This window comes from Pseudomonas sp. P9_31, from assembly GCF_034008235.1.
Taxonomy (GTDB): domain Bacteria; phylum Pseudomonadota; class Gammaproteobacteria; order Pseudomonadales; family Pseudomonadaceae; genus Aquipseudomonas.
Window position 1 is genome coordinate 5,632,984 of the sequence record NZ_CP125375.1, and the last position, 20,772, is coordinate 5,653,755.

The 20,772-nt window shown below is 58.7% G+C and carries 20 protein-coding genes; 11 read left to right on the forward strand and 9 right to left on the reverse strand.

Annotated elements, in window-relative coordinates:
• Nucleotides 1-258 precede the first annotated feature (258 nt).
• The 5 genes from ureE to QMK51_RS25495 all read left to right on the forward strand — a co-directional run bounded on the left by ureE (nucleotide 259) and on the right by QMK51_RS25495 (nucleotide 3,962).
• Entirely contained in the window at nucleotides 259-759 is a 501-nt protein-coding gene (ureE, locus tag QMK51_RS25475) for an urease accessory protein UreE (RefSeq protein WP_258697789.1), read from the forward strand.
• Nucleotides 756-1,430: an urease accessory protein UreF gene (locus QMK51_RS25480; RefSeq protein WP_258697790.1), complete on the forward strand. Its 675-nt coding sequence runs from the start codon at nucleotides 756-758 to the stop codon at nucleotides 1,428-1,430. The genes ureE and QMK51_RS25480 overlap by 4 nt, the downstream gene beginning before the upstream one ends.
• Nucleotides 1,431-1,453: 23 nt before the next feature.
• Nucleotides 1,454-2,068 carry an urease accessory protein UreG gene (gene ureG / locus QMK51_RS25485; protein WP_320392402.1) on the forward strand — a complete coding sequence of 205 codons (615 nt, stop codon included), beginning with the start codon at nucleotides 1,454-1,456 and terminating at the stop codon, nucleotides 2,066-2,068.
• Between the two features lie 28 nt (nucleotides 2,069-2,096).
• Complete coding sequence (locus QMK51_RS25490) at nucleotides 2,097-2,669, forward strand: HupE/UreJ family protein (protein WP_320392403.1); 573 nt, start codon at nucleotides 2,097-2,099, stop codon at nucleotides 2,667-2,669.
• A gap of 165 nt (nucleotides 2,670-2,834) precedes the next feature.
• Nucleotides 2,835-3,962, forward strand: coding sequence for an AGE family epimerase/isomerase (locus QMK51_RS25495; protein WP_320392404.1), 1,128 nt, complete (start codon nucleotides 2,835-2,837; stop codon nucleotides 3,960-3,962).
• A 117-nt stretch (nucleotides 3,963-4,079) separates the two neighbouring features.
• On the opposite strand, the gene QMK51_RS25500 is transcribed toward QMK51_RS25495, so the two are convergent.
• The 8 genes from QMK51_RS25500 to QMK51_RS25535 all read right to left on the reverse strand — a co-directional run bounded on the left by QMK51_RS25500 (nucleotide 4,080) and on the right by QMK51_RS25535 (nucleotide 14,170).
• Nucleotides 4,080-4,850, reverse strand: coding sequence for an SDR family oxidoreductase (locus QMK51_RS25500; RefSeq protein ID WP_258697794.1), 771 nt, complete (start codon nucleotides 4,848-4,850; stop codon nucleotides 4,080-4,082).
• An 836-nt stretch (nucleotides 4,851-5,686) separates the two neighbouring features.
• Nucleotides 5,687-6,403, reverse strand: a complete 717-nt coding sequence (locus tag QMK51_RS25505; RefSeq protein ID WP_258697795.1) for an ABC transporter ATP-binding protein — start codon at nucleotides 6,401-6,403, stop codon at nucleotides 5,687-5,689.
• Nucleotides 6,400-7,272, reverse strand: a complete 873-nt coding sequence (locus QMK51_RS25510; RefSeq protein WP_320392405.1) for an ABC transporter ATP-binding protein — start codon at nucleotides 7,270-7,272, stop codon at nucleotides 6,400-6,402. Before QMK51_RS25510 ends, QMK51_RS25505 begins: the two co-directional genes overlap by 4 nt.
• Nucleotides 7,269-8,552: a high-affinity branched-chain amino acid ABC transporter permease LivM gene (gene livM / locus QMK51_RS25515; protein WP_320392406.1), complete on the reverse strand. Its 1,284-nt coding sequence runs from the start codon at nucleotides 8,550-8,552 to the stop codon at nucleotides 7,269-7,271. Before livM ends, QMK51_RS25510 begins: the two co-directional genes overlap by 4 nt.
• A 3-nt stretch (nucleotides 8,553-8,555) precedes the next feature.
• Nucleotides 8,556-9,470, reverse strand: coding sequence for an ABC transporter permease subunit (locus QMK51_RS25520; protein ID WP_007939055.1), 915 nt, complete (start codon nucleotides 9,468-9,470; stop codon nucleotides 8,556-8,558).
• A 268-nt stretch (nucleotides 9,471-9,738) separates the two neighbouring features.
• Nucleotides 9,739-10,872 (reverse strand): branched-chain amino acid ABC transporter substrate-binding protein, encoded by a 1,134-nt coding sequence (locus QMK51_RS25525; RefSeq protein WP_258697798.1) that lies wholly within the window; start codon nucleotides 10,870-10,872, stop codon nucleotides 9,739-9,741.
• A gap of 364 nt (nucleotides 10,873-11,236) precedes the next feature.
• Nucleotides 11,237-12,520: an NAD(P)/FAD-dependent oxidoreductase gene (locus QMK51_RS25530; RefSeq protein ID WP_258697799.1), complete on the reverse strand. Its 1,284-nt coding sequence runs from the start codon at nucleotides 12,518-12,520 to the stop codon at nucleotides 11,237-11,239.
• A gap of 159 nt (nucleotides 12,521-12,679) precedes the next feature.
• Nucleotides 12,680-14,170 (reverse strand): aldehyde dehydrogenase family protein, encoded by a 1,491-nt coding sequence (locus QMK51_RS25535; protein ID WP_320392407.1) that lies wholly within the window; start codon nucleotides 14,168-14,170, stop codon nucleotides 12,680-12,682.
• A 186-nt stretch (nucleotides 14,171-14,356) separates the two neighbouring features.
• Between QMK51_RS25535 and QMK51_RS25540 the strand changes: the two genes are divergently transcribed.
• Nucleotides 14,357-15,268 carry a LysR family transcriptional regulator gene (locus QMK51_RS25540; RefSeq protein ID WP_320392408.1) on the forward strand — a complete coding sequence of 304 codons (912 nt, stop codon included), beginning with the start codon at nucleotides 14,357-14,359 and terminating at the stop codon, nucleotides 15,266-15,268.
• A 95-nt stretch (nucleotides 15,269-15,363) separates the two neighbouring features.
• On the opposite strand, the gene QMK51_RS25545 is transcribed toward QMK51_RS25540, so the two are convergent.
• On the reverse strand, nucleotides 15,364-16,173 hold the full coding sequence (locus tag QMK51_RS25545; RefSeq protein WP_320392409.1) for a helix-turn-helix transcriptional regulator: 810 nt from the start codon (nucleotides 16,171-16,173) through the stop codon (nucleotides 15,364-15,366).
• 174 nt (nucleotides 16,174-16,347) lie between these two features.
• Here QMK51_RS25545 and QMK51_RS25550 point away from each other — a divergent pair, with 174 nt between their 5' ends.
• The 5 genes from QMK51_RS25550 (at nucleotide 16,348) to nadE (ending at nucleotide 20,589) form a co-directional block, all read left to right on the forward strand.
• Nucleotides 16,348-17,805 (forward strand): alanine/glycine:cation symporter family protein, encoded by a 1,458-nt coding sequence (locus tag QMK51_RS25550; protein ID WP_320392410.1) that lies wholly within the window; start codon nucleotides 16,348-16,350, stop codon nucleotides 17,803-17,805.
• 135 nt (nucleotides 17,806-17,940) lie between these two features.
• Nucleotides 17,941-18,198 (forward strand): hypothetical protein, encoded by a 258-nt coding sequence (locus tag QMK51_RS25555; protein ID WP_320392411.1) that lies wholly within the window; start codon nucleotides 17,941-17,943, stop codon nucleotides 18,196-18,198.
• A 3-nt stretch (nucleotides 18,199-18,201) separates the two neighbouring features.
• Nucleotides 18,202-18,363, forward strand: a complete 162-nt coding sequence (locus QMK51_RS25560) for a hypothetical protein (protein ID WP_156877841.1) — start codon at nucleotides 18,202-18,204, stop codon at nucleotides 18,361-18,363.
• A gap of 167 nt (nucleotides 18,364-18,530) precedes the next feature.
• Nucleotides 18,531-19,757, forward strand: a complete 1,227-nt coding sequence (pncB, locus tag QMK51_RS25565; RefSeq protein WP_258697806.1) for a nicotinate phosphoribosyltransferase — start codon at nucleotides 18,531-18,533, stop codon at nucleotides 19,755-19,757.
• Nucleotides 19,758-19,761: 4 nt separating this feature from the next.
• The gene (gene nadE, locus QMK51_RS25570; RefSeq protein ID WP_258697807.1) at nucleotides 19,762-20,589 is read left to right on the forward strand and encodes an ammonia-dependent NAD(+) synthetase; all 828 of its coding nucleotides are present in this window, start codon (nucleotides 19,762-19,764) and stop codon (nucleotides 20,587-20,589) included.
• Nucleotides 20,590-20,772: the final 183 nt, after the last annotated feature.

Sequence of the window (20,772 nt, forward strand, 5' to 3'; positions counted from 1 at the left end):
GAGGGGGCTTGCTCGCGAAGAGGGAGTGTCAGTCGACATCAATGTTGCCTGGCACACCGCCTTCGCGAGCACGCCCCCTCCCACACCGTTAATCGCGCCGCATTTTGGTGCGCCGAAAACCCTCTCGCACCAACTTCAATCAACCCCCTGCAACACTCTGAGTCTCCCTCTTCGCTCTGACAGGCATTTCCCGCGTCTCACCCGATTGGCAAGCCCCTTGCTCTAGCTACAACATCGTCTATTGCTGGAAGCCTTCCGATGCTGGTGATTCACCGCAGAATCGACCCTCAACCCGTCTGGGCCGCCGAGTTACACCTGACCTTCGAAGCCCGGAGCAAAAGCCGCTTGCGCTGTTTCAGTGCCGAGGGTGAAGACGTCGGGTTGTTTTTGGAGCGCGGTCAGCCGCCGCTGTTTGACGGCGAATGCCTGCGAGCCGAAGACGGGCGCGTCGTTCGCGTTTGCGCTCGCCCCGAACAACTGCTGCACGTCACCTGCGCCAACGCCTTCGAACTGACCCGCGCCGCCTATCACTTGGGCAACCGCCATGTGGCCTTGCAAGTCGGCGACGGCTGGTTGCGCCTGCTCGACGATTACGTGCTCAAGGCCATGCTTGAACAGCTTGGCGCCAAGACCGAAAACATCGAAGCACCGTTCCAGCCAGAACACGGTGCCTACGGCGGCGGCCACCACCACTCGCGACACGGCGACGAGGATTTCAACTACCCGCCGAAACTGCACCAGTTCGGCGTGCGCTTATGAACCCGGCCTGGGCGCTGCTGCGTCTGGCCAGCCCGCAGCTGCCGATCGGCGGCTACAGCTATTCCCAAGGTTTGGAGATGGCTGTGGATAACGGCCGCGTGAATGATCCCGACAGCGCGCGACGCTGGATCAGCGATCAGTTGTTGCTGAACCTCTCCCGTTTCGAAGCACCATTGCTACTCGCCCATTGCACCGCCGCGTCCGAAGAAAACTGGGACGAGTTGCTGCAACGCTGCGAAGAGCATCGCGCCAGCCGCGAAACCCGCGAGTTGCATCAGGAAAGTCGGCAGATGGGCTATTCGCTGCAGCAATTGCTCAACGGCTTGCCGGAACTGGATGCGCCAGCCCGTGCTTTCCTCGACCAACGCCCCGAACCGCATCTGGCCCTCGGCTGGGCGCTGGCGGCCCGCGCCTGGCAAATCAGCCCGCAAGATGCGCTGGCCGCCTGGCTCTGGAGCTGGCTGGAAAATCAATTGGCGGTGCTGATGAAAACCCTGCCCCTGGGCCAGCAAGCCGCCCAGCGCCTGACCAGTGAGCTGCTGCCGTTGCTGCAACAGGCGCAGCAAGACGCCACCCGAATCAACCCCGAACACGTTGGCAGCGCCGCTTTCGGCCTGTCCCTGGCGTGCATGGCCCATGAGCGCCAGTACAGCCGTCTGTTCCGCTCCTAGGGCCCTTAATTTTGGAGAATCACATGAACGCACAACCTCTGCGCGTCGGCATCGGCGGCCCGGTCGGTTCCGGTAAAACCGCCCTGACCCTGGCCCTGTGCCTGGCCCTGCGCGACCGCTACAACCTGGCCGTCGTGACCAACGACATCTACACACGCGAAGACGCCGACTTTCTGGTGCGCAACGAAGCCCTGGCGCCGGAGCGGATCATCGGCGTGGAAACCGGCGGCTGCCCGCACACGGCGATCCGCGAAGACGCCTCTATCAACCTTGAAGCCCTGGATCAACTGAACCGGCGCTTCCCGGGGCTGGACCTGATTCTGGTGGAGTCCGGTGGCGACAACCTCTCGGCGACCTTCAGCCCGGAACTGTCCGACCTCACTATCTACGTGATCGACGTCTCGGCCGGCGACAAGCTGCCGCGCAAGGGCGGGCCGGGGATCTGCAAATCCGACCTGCTGGTGATCAACAAGATCGACCTCGCGCCGCTGGTGGGCGCGTCGCTGGAGATGATGGACAGCGACACCAAACGCATGCGTAACGGCAAACCGTTCGTCTTCAGCAACCAGAAAACCGGCCAGGGCCTGGAAGCGATCATCGCCTTCATCGAACGCCAGGGTCTGCTGACTGCGGCCTGACCACACTTATCAACAAGGAAGCTTATCCATGACACTGAAACGCATTCTGGGCGCCATGGCCCTGCTGCTGACTCCAGCCATTGCCTTCGCTCATCCGGGCCATGGCGACAATGGTTTGATGGCCGGTATCAGCCACCCGATCGGCGGCCTCGATCACTTGCTCGCGATGGTTGCCGTAGGGTTGTGGGCGGCGCAGCAGAAAGGTGCTGCGCGCTGGGCACTGCCGTGCGCGTTTGTTGGCACCATGCTGATCGGCGGCTTGCTGGGTTTTGAAGGACTGAACCTGCCGGCGCTGGAAAGCGCGATTGCGGCATCGGTATTGGCACTGGGCCTGGCGGTGGCTTTGGCGGTGCGTCCACCATTGAGCCTGGCGGTGGCTGCGACCGCGTTGTTCGCGCTGTTCCACGGCGTGGCGCATGGTCTGGAATTGCCGGACATGTCCAGTCCCTGGGCGTACGCGGCGGGGTTTGTGGTGGCGACGGCGGCTTTGCATGCAACGGGTTATGCGGTGGTTCGAGTGCTGCCTCAAGCGGCGGCACCGTTGGTTCGGCTGGCCGGTGCGGCTTCGGCGGCGACCGGGGTCTGGTTGTTGGCAGGCTGACTTTTTTATCGCCTGTTCTGGCCTCTTCGCGAGCAAGCCCGCTCCCACAGATCGAGTGTGGGAGCGGGCTTGCTCGCGAAGGCGGCCTGACAGACACCGCGTCTCTCGGGCCTGCCTCTCTGCTACCATGTCGCGCAATCGCCCCTGCCGTGACGACGCCAGCCAATGCCGCCTGTTTCCCGCTCTGCTTCCCAGCCTGAATTGACCGCCCTGTTCGCCTCGGTGCAACAGCACTTCCAGAACGTGATCGTGCCGCTTTGGCAAGGCCCCGGCTGGAACGCCGACATGGCATTGCCTTTTGAAGCGCTGGACGCCGAACATCGACCGCTGCCCCCTCAGCGCTACCGGGCCATGGCCTGCGCGCGGCAGTTGTATCTGTTTTCCAGCCTGATCGGCCAAGTGCCCCAGGCCGAAGAACGTGCGGCGGCGCTGTTCCGTTCCTTGCAGCGGCATTTCCACGATGCCGAGCATGGCGGCTGGTTCTACAGCATCGACCCGCAAGGTGCGCCGCAGGATCAACGCAAAGACCTCTACACCCACGCCTTCATCCTGTTCGCCTGCGCTCATTACTGGAGCAAGGTCCGCGAACCGCTGGTGGAGTCGGTGCTCAACGCCGCGCTGGAAGTTGTGGCGCAACGTTTCGCCACGGGCGACGGCCTGTACGAAGCCAGCCTGGACCGTGACTGGTCCTCGCTCGAATCCGGGCCGCTGCAGAATCCTTTGATGCATTTGGCCGAAGCCTTCCTCGCCACCCTTTCGGTGCGCGAAGACGCTGCTGTGCAAGGCGCGCTCGTCGAGTTATGCACAGCCATGCAGAAGCGCTTCATCGATCCGCAACACGCGGTGCTGATGGAGAAACCGCTGGGGGCTGTGGATAACTGGTTCGAGCCGGGCCATCAGTTCGAATGGTATTTCCTGCTGCAATCCTCACCGCTGCTGCGTGGCTCGAAACTGCACACCTCGCTGGAACGCGCGTTTGCGCTCACCGAGCAACGAGGTGTCGATCAGCAGACCGGTGCTGTGCGAGCGATGCTGGAAGTGGACGACCGCCCACGCGACGCGACCCAACGCATCTGGGCCCAGGCCGAATACCTGCGCGCCCTGACCTTGCGCCCGGGCAGCGAAGCATCGGTGCAGCACCAATTGCAGGCCTTGCAACAGCGCTTTCTGCATGGAGGCGGTTGGTATGAGTGTCGCGATGAGCATGGCGAAGTGAGCCGCAAGGACATGCCTTCGACCACGCCTTATCACTTGGCAACCTGTTATCGCGGGTTGGCCGAGTATCTCGGCTGAGTTTTTTGTGGCGAGGGGGCTTGCCCCCGTTGGGCTGCGCAGCAGCCCTTGTGTTTTGTCAGTTGCATCGCAGGCGGCTGCTTCGCACCCGAACGGGGGCAAGCCCCCTCGCCACAATTACGCCTTGCCACCATTACGCTCAATGGCAAACCCGCTCCAGGTCTGGCTCACCGGCATCAGCTCGAGGCTGTTGATATTGATGTGGGCCGGCGCGTTGAGCACCCAGAAAATGGTCTCGGCGATGTCTTGCGGCTGGATCGGCTCGGCACCGGCGTAAGTGGCGTTGTAACGCTCCTGATCACCGGCAAAACGCACCAGCGAGAACTCGCTCTCGCACAGGCCCGGCTCGATGTTGCTGACCCGTACACCCGTACCTTGCAGGTCGCAGCGCAGGTTCAGGGAGAACTGTTTGACGAACGCTTTGCTCGCGCCATACACGTGGCTGCCCGGGTACGGGTAATTGCCGGCGATGGAGCCGAGGTTGACGATGCTGGCGCCACGACCATGAGCGATCAAACGCGGCAGCAACAGGCGGGTGCTGTACATCAGGCCTTTGATGTTGGTGTCGACCATGGTGTCCCAATCATCAAGATCGCACTTGGGGGCCGGGTCCACGCCCAGGGCCAGGCCGGCGTTGTTGATCAGCCCGCGCAACTTGGCGAAGGACGGTGGCAGATTGGCAATCGCCTCCTCCATGGCCTTGCGATCCCGTACGTCGAGTACCAGGCCATGAACCTCGGTCTGCTTCGACAACTCGGCGCACAGGGCATTGAGGCGCTCTTCACGACGACCTGTCAGCACCAGCTTCCAGCCGGCCTCGGCAAAACGACGGGCACAGGCTTCACCAAAACCGGAAGTCGCGCCGGTAATAAACAGGGTGTTGGACATCGTGTTCTCCTTGCTTCGACTGATCGACAGCCCTTGGAATAGAAAATCAGCTCGCAGCATGCCCGGCCTTGTCCACAGCGGCAACCGTCGAAAAAAACGTACAAAAAACGATCAATGCTGGCAACGCCATATGCGCCGTGGGTTGCAGCCATGTACGCGCACCTTATCCACAGGCCGGTCCACAGTTTCCGGGGGCAAGTGGAAAAGCTGCAAGCCGCTGTCCACAAGGCTTTGCGGGCAGATTAGAAAGTTTTTTGCTTGACCCTCGGGGGCCTGCTGTGTAGCCCCGGGCAATTCGCACGACCGAGCGGGCAAACCGACGATGGCGCCAAGCCAGTAACTACGGCCCTCAGCCGAGTCTTTCCAGAGTTTAATCACAGACTTATCCACAGGCTTGTCCACCTCGATTCATACGGTGTTCGCCCATAATAAACAGGTTGACAACGCCGGCTCGAGGGCCAGCAAAAACACCTGATCAAAAAACAACCACACCTCTGCAAGCCACGGATTCAAAGGCTTGCAGCCAGCTACTCCCACGTTATTCACAGCCAGCTCCACAGCAAACGGGGACAAGTCAAAACCGTGACAAAACAGCAATTTGCAGCGGCTTTATGTCGCGCTTTGCGAGGTCATGAATATTGTTTTCCACAATTTCCCAAAAGCACACCGCCCATGTGGGAGCGAGCTTGCTCGCGATAACGGTGGGTCAATGAAAAGCATGTCGACTGACACTCCGCTATCGCGAGCAGGCTCGCTCCCACAGGGTTAGTGGCGTTTCATAGATAGAAAAAAGCCCCGACGATTGCTCGTCGGGGCTCGTTGTTGCAACGCAGAACTCAGTGGCCGCCAAGGTAGGCGTTACGCACCTCCTCGTTCACCAGCAGTTCCTTGCCGGTACCGCTGAGGCGGATCTCGCCGTTGACCATTACGTACGCCCGGTCCGACAGCTTGAGGGCGTGGTTGGCGTTTTGCTCCACCAGGAAGATGGTCATGCCGGTCTTGGCCAGTTCCCGCAGGGTCGCGAAGATCTGTTTCACCACGATCGGGGCCAGGCCAAGGCTCGGTTCGTCGAGCAGCAGCAATTTCGGCCGGCTCATCAGTGCTCGGGCGATGGCGAGCATCTGCTGCTCGCCGCCAGACATGGTCATGGCCCGCTGGGTGCGTCGCTCTTCGAGGCGCGGGAACAGCTCGAACATGCGCTGCATGTCTTCCTTGGCGTACTTGTCACCGATCGGGATGGTGCCCATCAGCAGGTTTTCCTCGACGGTCATGTCAGGGAACACCCGGCGGCCTTCCGGCGATTGAGCGATACCGTTGGAGGCGATGTAGTGGGACGACTTGTGAGTGATATCCACACCCTGATAGACGATTTGCCCGTCAGCCGCCCGTGGCTGGCCGAAGATCGACATCAGCAGGGTCGACTTGCCGGCACCGTTGGAGCCGATCAGGCTGACGGTTTCACCTTCATTGATGTGCAACGAGACTTTCTTCAGGGCCTGGATCGGTCCGTAGAACACGTCGATCTCTTTCAGTTCGAGGATCGGTTGACTCATACCAGCTCCTCTTCGTCGGCGCCCAGGTAGGCGGCAATCACTTTCGGATCGTGTCGGATCGCTTCGGGTCCGCCCTCGGCGATGACAACGCCGTGGTCCAGCACCACGATGTGGTCGGAAATGCTCATGACCATGCCCATGTCGTGTTCGATCAGCACCACGGTCAGATCGTGCTCGTCGCGCAGCAGTCGGATCATCGCGCTCAGCGCTTCGGTTTCCTGAGGGTTGAGGCCGGCGGCCGGTTCGTCGAGGCAGATGATCTGCGGCCGGGTACACATGGCCCGGGCGATCTCCAGACGACGCTGCTGACCGTAGGACAGTTCACCGGCCAGCCGGTTGGCGCAATCCACCAGGTCCACCACTTCCAGCCAGTAGAACGCATGGTCCAGCGCATCGCTTTCGGCCTTGCGGTAGCCCTTGGTATTGAGGATGCCCGCCAGCATGCCGCGGTTGACCCACATGTGCTGGGCCACCAGCAGGTTTTCCAGCACCGACATCTCCCTGAACAGGCGAATGTTCTGGAAAGTCCGCGCCAGACCGGCACGGTTGATCAGGTGCGTGCCACCGAACATCTTGTAGCGGAGCCGGCTGACGAAGCTTTTCGGCGAAACGAAATCGATGGCCTTGAACGGTTCCCCGAGCATCTTGATGACGTTGGTTTTCACGCCTCGGGTGTTGAGCTCGATATGCCCGCCGGACGCTTTGTAGAACCCGGTCAGGCAGTTGAACACGGTGGTCTTGCCTGCGCCGTTGGGGCCGATCAGCGCGAAGATCGAGTTGCGCTTGACCTTCAGGCTGACGTCGCTCAGCGCTTTGATGCCACCGAAGTGCATCATCAGATTCTCGACCGAGAGTACGACTTCACTCATGGCGCTACTCCTTTACGCGGGGTCACACCGGTACGGCTGATCCGAATCAGGCCGCGCGGTCGCCAGATCATCATCAACACCATCAGGATGCCGAACAGCAGCACGCGATACTCGGCGAAGCCGCGCAGCAGTTCCGGGGCAACGGTCAGCACGAACGCTGCAATCACCACGCCGATGGTCGAACCCATGCCGCCGAGTACCACGATGGCGAGGATCAGTGCCGATTCGAAGAAGGTGAACGACGTCGGGTTCACAAAGCCTTGATAGGTCGCGAAGAACACCCCGGCCAGACCCGCCGTCGATGCGCCGATGGTGAACGCCGACAGCTTGACCAATACATGATTGAGCCCCATGGAGCGGCAGGCGATTTCGTCCTCACGCAAGGCTTCCCACGCGCGACCGACCGGCATGCGAGTCAAGCGGTGCTTGATGTACAGCACGGCCAGCACCACCAGGAACAACACCGCATAAATGAAGTAGTACTTCACGTCCGGGTTATAGGCGATGCCGAAGAACTCATGGAACGGAACTCCGCCCTCTTTCGCCCGTTTGCCGAACTCGATACCGAAGAACGTCGGCAACGGTGCCGCCATACCATTCGGGCCACCGGTCAGGGTCAGCCAGTTGTTGAGGATCAGCCGGATGATTTCACCAAAACCCAGGGTCACGATGGCCAGGTAATCACCGTGCAGGCGCAACACCGGGAAACCCAGGATGCACCCGGCCAGCCCGGCGGTGATCGCCGCCAAAGGCAATACCGTCCAGAAGCCCAGCCCCAGGTATTGATAACCGAGCGCCAGCCCGTAGGCACCAATGGCGTAGAACGCCACGTAACCCAGGTCGAGCAGGCCGGCCAGGCCGACCACAATGTTCAGGCCCAGGCCCAGCAGCACGTAGATCAACCCGAGGATGACCACGCCCAGCAGGTAGGAGTTGGAGAAAAACGGCAGCACCACGGCGATGACAATCATCAGCGGGATGATCCAGCGCAACCGGGATTTGTAATCGGGCGCCAGTACATGAACGCCAGAGCCGGTGCTTTCAAAGCCTTCGAGAATTCTCAGGCCTTTGGGTGTTTGCAGAAACAGGCTCAGGGCAAAGCGGCCGGTCATGACGATGGCGACAATCCAGCCCACCCTCACCGGCTCCAGATTGAAGCTGTAGCCGTCCAGGACAATGCCGACAATCGGGCCGAACACAATCAGGGCAATCAGGCCGGCAAGAATCGCGTCAACCAGGCTTTTTTTGACATCAATGGTTTTTTTAGTGGTTGAAGACATCGCTTACACCTTCGACACAAGAGGACGGCCGAGCAGGCCTTGAGGCCGAAAGACCAGAACAAGCACGAGCAGCGAGAAGCTGAAAACGTCTTTGTAATCCGAGTTGACCAGCCCCGAGAACAACGACTCGGAGATCCCGAGAATGATCCCTCCCAGCATGGCGCCGGGCAGTGAGCCGATCCCGCCGAGTACCGCCGCGGTGAACGCCTTGATACCGATGACGAAGCCCGCGTAGAAGTCGAACGTGCCGTAGTTCATGGTGATCAGCACGCCGGCCAGGGCCGCCATCGCGGCACCGATGATGAACACGTAGGAAATCACCCGATCGGTGTTGATCCCCAGTATCGAAGCCATCTTGCGGTCTTGCTGGGTAGCGCGGCACATGCGGCCGAGTTTGGTGTACTTGATGACATAGGTCAGCAGGCCCATCCCGACGAATGCGGCGACCAGAATGAAGATTTTGGTGTAGGTGAGTTGAACGAAGCCGCTTCCGACTTCAACGCGCCATGCACCGGTCAGCAGTGTCGGTACACCCTGTTGGCGGGCGCCCTGACTGATCTGTGCATAGTTTTGCAGGATCAGCGAAATACCGATGGCGCTGATCAGCGGTGCCAGTCGGGTGGAGTTGCGCAGCGGTTTGTAGGCGACGCGCTCGATGACCCAGCCATACACCGCGGTGACGATGATGGTGAAGACCAGCGTGCCGAGCATCAGCAGCGGGAAGGATTCGATACCGAAGTAAGCCAGCAGAGCCAGACTGATCGCCGCGAGGTACGCAGAGATCATGTAAACCTCGCCATGGGCGAAGTTGATCATGCCAATGATGCCATAGACCATTGTGTAGCCGATGGCGATCAGGCCATAGACCGACCCGAGGGTCAGGCCGTTGACCAGTTGCTGCAGGAAAATACCATCCATAACGCAATCTCACGCACTTGAGAGACTGCACAGAAGCCAGTTGCAACAGACCGCGGTTCAGCCGCCGGTGCAACACGCTGGTGTGCAGCTCTACGAGAAAAGACAGACGAGCCTTCTGGCGGATACCAGTCAGCTAAATAGCGGTGAACACAATCTTTGTGGCGAGGGAGCTTGCTCCCGCTGGGTCGCAAAGCATCCCCTAAAACAGGACTGCTGCGCAGTCCAACGGGAGCAAGCTCCCTCGCCACAGGCCGGTCACACGCTCATATCACTTCTGTTTTTCCAGTTGGTGGTATTTGCCGTCCTTGTCCCACTGGTAAACCACGTAGTCGGAGACTTTCAGGTCGCCCTTGGCGTCCCAGGTCTTCTCGCCCATCACGGTTTGGACCTTGTTGGCTTTCAGCCATTTGGCGGCGTCGTCGCCCTTGTTGGACTTGGCACCGTTGAAGCCGGCAGCCAGGGCCTGAACCGAAGCGTAAGCATAGAGGGTGTAGCCTTCAGGCTCGGTACCGGCCTTGCGGAAGGCGTCTACCACAGTCTTGCTGTCTGGCAGCAGGCGTGGGTCGGCACCGAAGGTCATGTACACGCCATCAACGTTCTGTGGGCCACCGGCGGTGGTCACGAGTTCGTCGGTCACGATGCCGTCATCGGACATGAACTTGACGTCCTTGAGGCCCTGTTCACGCAGTTGACGAACCAGTGGACCGGCTTCCGGGTGCAGGCCACCGAAATAGACGACATCGGCACCGGCCGCACGGATCTTGGTTACCACGGCGCTGAAGTCTTTCTCGCCACGGGTCAGGCCTTCGTACAGCACCGGCGTTACGCCGCGCTTGGCCAACTGGGCCTTGGTGGCATCCGCCAGACCTTGGCCGTAGGTGTCTTTGTCGTGCAGAACCACGACTTTCTTGCCCTTGAGCACGTCGACGATGTAGTCGCCGGCAACGATGCCTTGCTGGTCGTCACGGCCGCACATACGGAACATGGCGGCCAGGCCGCGTTCAGTGACCTGCGGGTTGGTGGAACCTGGAGTGATCGCAATGATGCCCGCTTCGTCGTAGATCTCGGAGGCCGGAATGGTCGACGAGGAGCAGAAGTGACCGACCACGCCGGCGACTTTCTGATTGGTCAGGTCCTTGGCGACCGTCACAGCCTGCTTCGGTTCGCAGGCGTCATCGCCTTTGACCAGTACGATTTTTTCCCCGTTGATACCGCCGGCGGCATTGACCGCATCGGCCGCTGCCTGTGCACCCTTCATGTACTGCTCGCCAAATGCCGCGTTGGCGCCTGTCATCGGACCCGCCACACCGATTTTCACATCAGCCTGTGCAAACGCAGAAACACCCAACGCAGCTGCCACTGCGAGGGCCAGAAAGCCTTTCTTGTAAAACGTCTGGGACATGAGGTGGTGCTCCAAGGTTTTTTTTAGTTGGCACTGCGACTTCACTGAATGCTCAGAGCAAGGGCCGTGCCATCGGTTTTTTATTCTGAAAAAAGTCGCTGCTTTATTGTTATTTCGACTGTTTCGGACCCTTTTTCATTGGGTGTGCAACCGTCTAAACCGCGCGAGGTGAAACCATTTATTTTAAAAGGCGCAACCCGTATGAGCCATCATTGCAACCGCAGCACCAAACGATGTGCAACCGGCCTGTAACAGCCTGCGTCACCGAACTGCACACTGCTGGTGCGCAACTGCTACAACCCGCACCTTTTACAGGCTAGCCGCTTCGCGAAAAAGCGCCGCTTCCAGCAACACATTTCAACAATCAAATAACGATCCGCAGGCACTGGCCTGCGTGATACAGCGAAAATCCGGCCTCGTACAGACAGCTGCGCAATCCCACACCCGCCAATGGCTGCATGGGTGCGAAGGGAATCGGCAGGGCTTGAGGATTTCCGTTACACAGATAATCAGCAAAGGCTTTGCCGACCACAGTGCCAGTAGTGACGCCCCGGCCGTTGTAACCGGTAACGGCCACCAGACCCGGCGCCGGCTCGAACAGGCGCATCAAATGATCGGGGGTGAAGGCAATGCAACCGGTCCAGGTGCATTCCCATTCCACCGGTTTCAGGTAGGGGAAGTAATGCTGCTGAACCCGGTCGGCCCAGGCTTTCAGGAACCAGGTCGGTTTCTGGTTGCCATTGCCGAGACTGCCGAGCAACAACCGCCCTTCGGCATCGCGACGGATGCTGCTGAGCACCTGCCGGGTGTCCCAGGACCCTTGGCCACCGGGCAGAATCCGTTGCGCGGCGTCTTCGGTCAGCGGCACCGAAGCCACTTGATAGTAATAACCGGGGAAGAAGTTGCGCCGCAGCGCTGTCCAGTCGCCTTCGGTGTAGGCGTTGGACGCAATCACCACCTGCTCGGCCAGCACCGAACCCTGGGCGGTCTGCACCGACCAGCGCTGGCCCTGACGTTCGAGTCGGGTGACCGGGGAGTGATCGAACAGCTGACCGCCAAGACCGATGGCCGCGTTGGCCAGCCCCGTGGTGTAGGCCATCGGGTTGATCGTGCCGGCGCGCCGATCGAGCAACGCGGCGGCGATCTTTTGGGTGCCCGTGGCTTGTTCGCAGGCAGCTCCGGAGAGCAACTCCACCGGTGCACCGCGACGTTTCCATTGAGCTTCGCGACTGCGCAGATCCGCCTCGCCACGTGCGTTATGCGCCATGTGCAGCGTGCCTTCGCGGCGCAACTGGCAATCGATGTTGTATTTGTCGATCAGGCTGAACACCAGCGACGGCGCCGCACCGAGCATGCGGTTGAGCTGACTGCCGACCGCTTCGCCGAAACCGGCTTCGATTTCGTCCGGTGGAATCCACATCCCGGCGTTGACCAGCCCGACGTTACGTCCCGAACCGCCATGCCCGGCGCGATGGGCTTCCAGCACACAGACGCTTTTACCTTGTTCCAGCAGATGCACCGCCGCCGACAGGCCGGTGAAACCGGCACCGATGACGCAGACATCCACCGTCACCTCACCCTTGAGCGCCGCATTGTCGGGCCTTTGCGGCGTCAGTTTTTCCCACAGACATTCTTCGCGTAACGGCATTGCCAGACTCCAATCAGAAACCTAACCAACACACCATTCCCCTGTGGGAGCGGGCTTGCCCGCGATAGCGTCAGCACATTCATCATCTGAGTGACTGACAGATTGCCATCGCGGGCAAGCCCGCTCCCACAGTGTTCTTCATGGGTTCAAAGGATGCACTTAGTCGAACGTAATCCCCTGAGCCAACGGCAGCTCCAGCGAATAGTTCACGGTGTTGGTCTGACGGCGCATGTACCCGCGCCATGCGTCCGAACCGGACTCACGACCACCGCCTGTTTCCTTCTCACCGCCAAACGCCCCGCCGATTTCCGCGCCGCTCGGGCCAATGTTGACGTTGGCGATGCCGCAATCGCTGCCCACCGCCGACATGAACTGCTCGGCTTCACGCACATCGGTGGTAAAGATGCACGACGACAGGCCTTGTGGCACGGCATTGTTCAGGCGCAACGCCTCTTCGAACTCGCTGTAACCGATCACGTACAGAATCGGCGCAAAGGTTTCGCTGCACACCACATCGCTCTGCTCCGGCATTTCGACGATGGCTGGCGAGACGTAATAAGCGTTGGGGAATTTGTCTTCCAGCTGACGCTTGCCGCCGAACACCCGGCCGCCTTCGCTCAAGGCCTGCTCCAGCGCGTCCTGCATGTTGTCGAAGCTGTGTTTGTCGATCAGCGGCCCGACCAGATTGCCTTCCAGCGGATGGCCGATGCGCACCTTGGAGTAAGCGGCTTTCAGGCGGGTGACGATTTCTTCTTTCACCGACTCGTGGGCGATCAGGCGACGCAAGGTGGTGCAACGCTGACCGGCAGTGCCGACGGCGCTGAACAGAATCGCCCGTACGGCCATGTCCAGGTCGGCGCTTGGGCCGAGGATCATCGCGTTGTTACCGCCCAGTTCCAAAATGCTGCGGGCAAAACGTGCGGCGATTTTCGGCGCCACTTCACGGCCCATGCGGGTGCTGCCAGTGGCGCTGACCAGCGCGACACGCGGATCATCAACCAGAGCTTCGCCGGCATCGCGACCACCGATGATCACCTGGCTCAGGTGCGGCGGGGCGTCGCTGAAATTCTTCAGGACGCGGTCAAACAGCGCTTGGCAGGCCAACGCGGTCAGCGGGGTTTTCTCCGACGGTTTCCAGATCACCGGGTTGCCGCAGACCAGCGCCAGCGTCGCGTTCCAGGCCCAGACGGCAACCGGAAAGTTGAAGGCGCTGATCACGCCAACGATGCCCAGCGGGTGCCAGGTTTCGCGCATGTGGTGGCCAGGGCGCTCGGAGGCAATGGTCAAACCGTACAGCTGACGGGACAGACCGACCGCGAAGTCGCAGATGTCGATCATTTCCTGAACTTCACCCAGGCCTTCCTGAGTGATCTTGCCCGCTTCCCAGGACACCAGCTCGCCCAGATCGGCCTTGTACTCGCGCAGGATGTCACCCAACTGGCGCACCAATTCGCCACGGCGCGGCGCCGGCACCTTGCGCCACAGTTCGAACGCATGATCTGCGCGACTGATGTGCTGCTCGACTTCAGCAGCGCCTTCCCAGTTCACGGAGGCAATCCGGCTGCCATCGATCGGCGAATGCACCGGCACTTTGCCGTTCTGGTACAGGGCCGGGTTTACACCAAGACGATCAAGCAATGCGGCAACCATGGGTCACTCCTCAAGCAAAAAACAGAAAACGTGCAGCCGGATTAATTCGACTGATGAGACCTGTAGTTTTAGCGCTCCCGAGGTTACCCAACAAACGACCTTTAAGAGAGATATCATTCCGTTTATTCATGCTGCGAATCTGCCGGTAAAAAAGAGCATCGAGAGAAACAAGAAGAAGGAAAACCAATGCTGAATAAACGCTACCTGCCGTCGATCACTGCGCTGCAGTGCTTCGAGGCCGTGACCCGGCATTTGAGCTTCACCCGGGCCGCCGAAGAGCTGAACCTGACCCAGAGCGCCGTCAGCAAACAGGTCGCGCAACTCGAAGAATTGTTGCAGCACCTGCTGTTCCGCCGGGTGCGTCGACGTCTGCAAATGACCCCGGCAGGGGATTTGTACCTGGTAGAGGTGCGAAAAATCCTCACCCAAGTTGAAATGTCGACCCATTACCTGCGTTCCTACGGCGGTGACACCGAAGTCTTGCGCGTCTCCACGCCTCCGACTTTCGGTGCGCGCTGGCTGATGCCACGCTTGAAAGGCTGGCGCCTGCGTCATCCGTCAATTCATCTGGACCTGTGCAGCGAACAGGAAGCCGACGATCTGCTGCAAGGTCGCAGCGACCTGGCGTTCTACTTCGGCCAGGGCTCACGGCCCGGCACCGAATGCCTGAAGCTGTTTGGCGAAGAGCTTGTTCCTGTGTGTGCCCCGGGCAGTCTGCCAGACACGCCGTTCACCGATCCGACCCAACTCACCGACCTGGTCCTGCTGCAAAACGCTTCCCGCCCCCAGGCCTGGCACGACTGGTTCGACAGCCAGGGCTACCACACCGAACACAGCTACCACGGCCCGCGTTTCGAAACGTTCTACATGTGCATCCGTGCTGCCCAGGTCGGCTGCGGCGTGGCGCTGCTACCGAAGTTTCTGGTGGAAGAGGAATTGGCCGACGGCAAACTGGTCATTCCCTGGCAGCATGCAATGCCCAGCACCGACGCCTATTACCTGGCCTATCCGGAGCATTCGGCGGAAGTGCCCAAGGTGCGGGATTTTGTGAAGTGGATGCTGGAGCAGATGGACAATCCGGATGCGCCGCAAAGTTGAAATATCACGCAACCTCTGTGGTGAGGGGGCTTGCCCCCGTTGGGCTGCGTAGCGGCCCTAAAACCGGCAACACGGTTGTCAGACTCATCATGGCGTCACGCAATAACAAAGCGGCCATCGACGACTTTGGTTTGAGCGAGACGAGCGCGCACATCATCATCGATGGCGGGATCATCCATTCTGTAAAGCCGCACCCTGCGATACGCATTGACTCGATTGATCTGCTGTCCAAGATACTCCCAAACCACCCTCGAACACGCAGGAGTACGATGGTCACCTGCGGAAACGCCCATCTTCAAGCCATTGAGTCGAGTAATACAGCTTTTGAAGCTCGGGATGAGAATGGTTTGGCTAATCTCGTTGGACGTCAGCGACTCATAATCGATGAGGAACAAGCGATCCTGTAAGTAGTAGGCAATCCCCACGTATCGATACCGCTCAAACTCCCCATCCGTCCCAGTTATCTGTAAGCGTTCATTTCGTTCGTATACGAAATGCTGCCCCTCCTCGTACATATGCACCAGGGAGCACAGAACGGAACCGGGCTCTGTCATTGCATGGTAGTACTCGTAGTAGTAACCCGTGTGGGCTTTTAGCTGCGACGAAGACTGTTGCCGAAGGTGATCAAGCATCCGCTGCGGTGCCGTCACCTCGCTGGACGGACTGATTCGCCTTGCTTTAGCGCCGATAAGAATGATGAATTGCTCTGTCGGCAAACCTATTTCGAACTCTTCGACTCCGAAAAAATCACAGATCCGTTTAAGGTTAAAAGGTGTGGGAAGGCTATTTCCGCATAGATATTTATTAAATTGCCCACGATTAATTCGAAGTTTCCTACAGACTTCCGCGACGGATCGATAGTGACTACACAGCAGCCTTAAGTTAGCCGAAAAAAAATCAGACATACAAACCCATCACAATAGTGCCAGAAGACTCGAACATAGCATCAACCCGCATCATTTTTAACCAACTTGCGAAATTGCGCGCAACGATAGATGACCGGATATTACGGTTCCTGAAAGATTCAGGACCTGCTACACCATAAATTCGCCAGCACTCTAAATAGCAAGGAGCTTTGAATGCTTGACATCATCAACGACTTTCTCTCCGGCAAGGTTTTGATACCTTTAGTTCTTGGGCTGGGAAGCTATTTCACAATCCGCTCAAGATTTGTCCAGCTCCGATACTTCATCCACATGATCTCGGTATTACGCGGGAACTGGCATACCGGCAATCATCACTTGAGTTCATTGCAGGCATTGACGCTCAGCCTGGCCGGCCGCGTCGGAACCGGCAATATCGTTGGCGTCGGCATTGCCGTGAGCATGGGCGGCCCCGGTGCAGTGTTCTGGATGTGGATGACCGCTCTATTGGGGATGTCGAGTAGTTTTTTCGAATGCGCGCTGGGTCAACTCTACAAGCGCTGCGATGCAAACGGTCAATATCGTGGGGGCCCGTCCTGGTACATCCAGCATGGCCTGGGCAAACGCTGGCTTGGAACGATTGCTGCGCTCCTGCTTTTGGTAACCTTCGGGTTTGCCATCAATGGCCTTGAGTCCCATGCCGTATCGCATTCTCTCAACAATGCCTTTGGTTTATCGACGACATGGTCCGGACTCACGCTGTCTCTGTTACTGGGCATTGTGTTCGTGGGCGGTATAAAGCGCATCGCGGCGGTTGCCGATTTATTGGTTCCCCTTAAAGTTATCGTCTATTTCGGTGTAACGCTTTACGTGATCGTGTTGCAAATTGACCTGGTCCCCGGAGTGCTGCTCAGCATTGTCAAAAGCGCGTTCGGACTGGATCAGGCTTTTGGCGGGCTGGTGGGCAGTGCAATCATGATGGGGGTGAGGCGCGGAGTGTTCTCCAATGAAGCAGGGCTGGGCAGTGCGCCTAACGTCGCCTCTGCGGCAAAAATCGCCCATCCGATAGCACAAGGCGTGGTGCAAGCGTTCAGTGTCTTCATCGACACCATCATTATTTGCACGTGTACCGCGTTGATCATTTTGCTTTCCGGCTTTTATGCTCCCGGTTTCGAAGGCGACGGCATTGCGTTGGCACAAAACTCACTGGCTGAGGTAGTAGGCGATTGGGGCCGGATGTTCATCAGCGTGGTACTTTCCTTGTTTGTGTTCACGGCAATGCTCTACAACTACTATCTGGGAGAGAACAGTTTACGATTCATCTTCGCGGCGCCCCATAAATCATTAATTGCGTACCGCATATCCGTATTGATGCTGGTCTTTTGGGGTTCGGTTGAAGACCTTTCCACGGTGCTCGCGTTTGCAGACATCACCATGACATTTTTGGCCTTGGTTAACCTTATTGCGATGACACTGCTATTCAACGTCTGTATGCGAATCCTGGGCGACTATGATGAGCAACGTCGCGTAGGAATAAAAAACCCTGTTTTTGACTCAAGCAAATTCAGCGATCTGGATCTCGATTTGATTGCTTGGCCCGCGATAACAAATCCTCTCCCGCCGAAGAACCCTGTTTGTGCGGATCGGCCTCCAGCTAAAGCTCAGATCGCATAAATTTCAATGAACGCTGAGCCATTGCACTTATGCGATGGTTCAGCAGATAAGCAATGCCCAGGCAACATCATCACCCCCCCAAAAAAAATAATTACTCTCGCCCTCATAACCCAAGCGCGCTCAAGGAGTTCGTCTATGAATCGCTACCAGCCCCTTAAATCCAACGCATCTAACATTCCAACTTTTTATATAGACTCACAGGTCGCATCCCACCTGTTATTTGAAGATGCCTGTTTCAGAATACGCGCCGCAACGAGCCTTTTAGAGGCGCTGACCTCTGTAACCGTTAAAAACACTAATGACGCTGACTTTTTCCGCCTGATACTTCCAGCCTATTTATTGCTACAGGACGGTGTCGACGCGCTGGACCAAATAACATTTAAAGGATTGTAAGTCATGGCCAAATCAGCGACTCATGAAATGATAAAAGCAGCAATGATCAAGGCAATTGAAACAGGGCTTATTCCTCGTCACTCCCACTTGGATGGCTATGTAAGAAGTTGGGAAAGCCTGGCGCTCGTCATCCAGGCAGCGCTCGAGGCAACAGCAGATAACTGAGGAGTCGCAGGTGTTTGCATATGAAGGTGCCAGCAACATGTGATTATTCCAGCATGAACACAAAAAAAGCTGGCAATCCTCACCGCTGATATGCGCCACTAGCCCCATTCATTGAAACAGCTGCAACGCCGCTGCCCCGGGCCGCGGCCCGCCTGGAGAACCCCGTTATGAGCGAGAGTGTGTTTGCCGATCGTATCGTGCAGAACCTGCTCGACACCGACTTCTACAAACTGACGATGATGCAGGCGGTGCTGCACAACTACCCTAACGTGGAAGTCGAATGGGAGTTTCGTTGCCGTAACAGCGAGGATCTGCGCCCGTACCTGGCGGAGATCCGTTTCCAGATCGAGCGTCTGGCCGAGTTGAGCCTGAGCGCCGATCAGTTGAGCTTCCTGGAGCGCATCAGCTTCCTGAAACCGGACTTCCTGCGTTTTCTCGGGCTGTTCCGTTTCAATCTGCGCTATATCCACACCGGCATTGAAAACGGCGAGTTGTTCATCCGCCTGCGCGGGCCGTGGCTGCACGTGATTCTGTTCGAAGTGCCGTTGCTGGCCATGGTCAGCGAAGTGCGCAACCGCTATCGCTACCGGGAAATTGTCCTGGAACAGGCCCGCGAGCAGCTCTATCGCAAATTCGACTGGTTGACCGCCAACGCCAGCACCGACGAATTGTCCGAGTTGCAGGTAGCCGATTTCGGCACTCGCCGTCGCTTCTCGTACCGCGTGCAGGAAGAAGTGGTGAACGTGCTCAAACATGACTTCCCCGGTCGCTTCGTCGGCACCAGCAACGTGCACCTGTCCCGGGAGCTGGATATGAAGCCGCTGGGCACCATGGCCCACGAATGGATCATGGCCCACCAGCAACTCGGCCCACGGCTGATCGACAGCCAGATTGCCGCCCTCGATTGCTGGGTCCGCGAGTACCGTGGTCTGTTGGGCATTGCCCTGACCGACTGCATCACCTCCGATGCCTTCCTCAGCGATTTCGATCTGTTCTTTGCCAAGCTCTTCGACGGCTTGCGCCACGATTCCGGTGACCCGGTGCTCTGGGCCGAAAAAGCCATCGCCCACTACCACAAGCTGGGCATCGACCCGATGAGCAAGACCCTGGTGTTTTCCGACAGCCTGACGCTGCCCAAGTCTCTGGAGATTTTTCGGGCGTTGCGCGGTCGGATCAATGTCAGCTTCGGTATCGGTACCAATCTGACCTGCGATATTCCGGGTGTCGAACCGATGAGCATCGTGCTTAAAATGACGGCATGCAACGGCCAACCGGTGGCCAAGATTTCTGATGAGCCTGGCAAGACTCACTGCAAAGACCCGAATTTCGTCGCCTATTTGCGACACGTTTTCCAAGTACCTGCCGCCCTTTCCAGTACATCAAGCAAGGAGTGAATTCATGCAAGCCGTACAGCGTGAGATTGCTGAACAGCTCAAGGTCCAACCGCCGTTCGCGGATCAACTCGCCCTCGAGGCTGAAGTCGCCCGTCGGATTACCTTCATTCAGGACTGCCTGGTCAATTCAGGGCTCAAGACGCTGGTGCTAGGCATCAGCGGCGGCGTCGACTCCCTGACCGCCGGCCTCCTGGCCCAACGCGCCATGCGTGAACTGCGCCAGCGTACCGGTGATAACGGCTACAAGTTCATCGCCGTGCGCCTGCCGTACCAAACGCAGTTCGATGAACACGACGCCCAGGCCTCGGTGGACTTCATCGCCCCGGACGAGCGCCACACGGTTAACATCGGCCCGGCGGTGAAATCCCTGGCCGGTGAAGTGGCAGCCTTCGAAGGCAAACAGGCGGTCTCGGTGGATTTCGTATTGGGCAACACCAAGGCGCGGATGCGCATGGTTGCGCAATACACCATCGCTGGCGCAGCTCATGGCCTGGTGATCGGCACCGACCACGCAGCGGAAGCCGTGATGGGCTTCTTCACCAAGTTCGGTGACGGCGCCTGCGACCTCGCACCGCTGAGCGGCCTGGTGAAAAATCAGGTCCGGGCGATTGCCCGTAGCTTCGGCGCGCCGGAGCCGCTGGTGGAAAAAATCCCGACCGCCGACCTCGAAGACCTGTCGCCGGGCAAACCGGACGAAGCGTCCCACGGCGTGACCTACGCCGAGATCGACGCCTTCCTGCACGGCGAACCGGTGCGCGAGGAAGCGTTCAAGATCATTTGCGATACGTATAAAAAGACTCATCACAAGCGCGTGATGCCGTTTGCGCCGTGAGCCGTGAATGAACGAAAAAGCCCGCTGAGGAGTTGATCCTCAGCGGGCTTTTCTTTGGCTTGAGCTGAGCATTTGTCGATGCCGAAGGCCCATTCGCGAGCAAGCCCGTTCCCACACTGGGTCTGCGGTGTATACAGATCAAATGCGGGAGCGGGCTTGCTCGCGAAGAACGATAACGCGGCA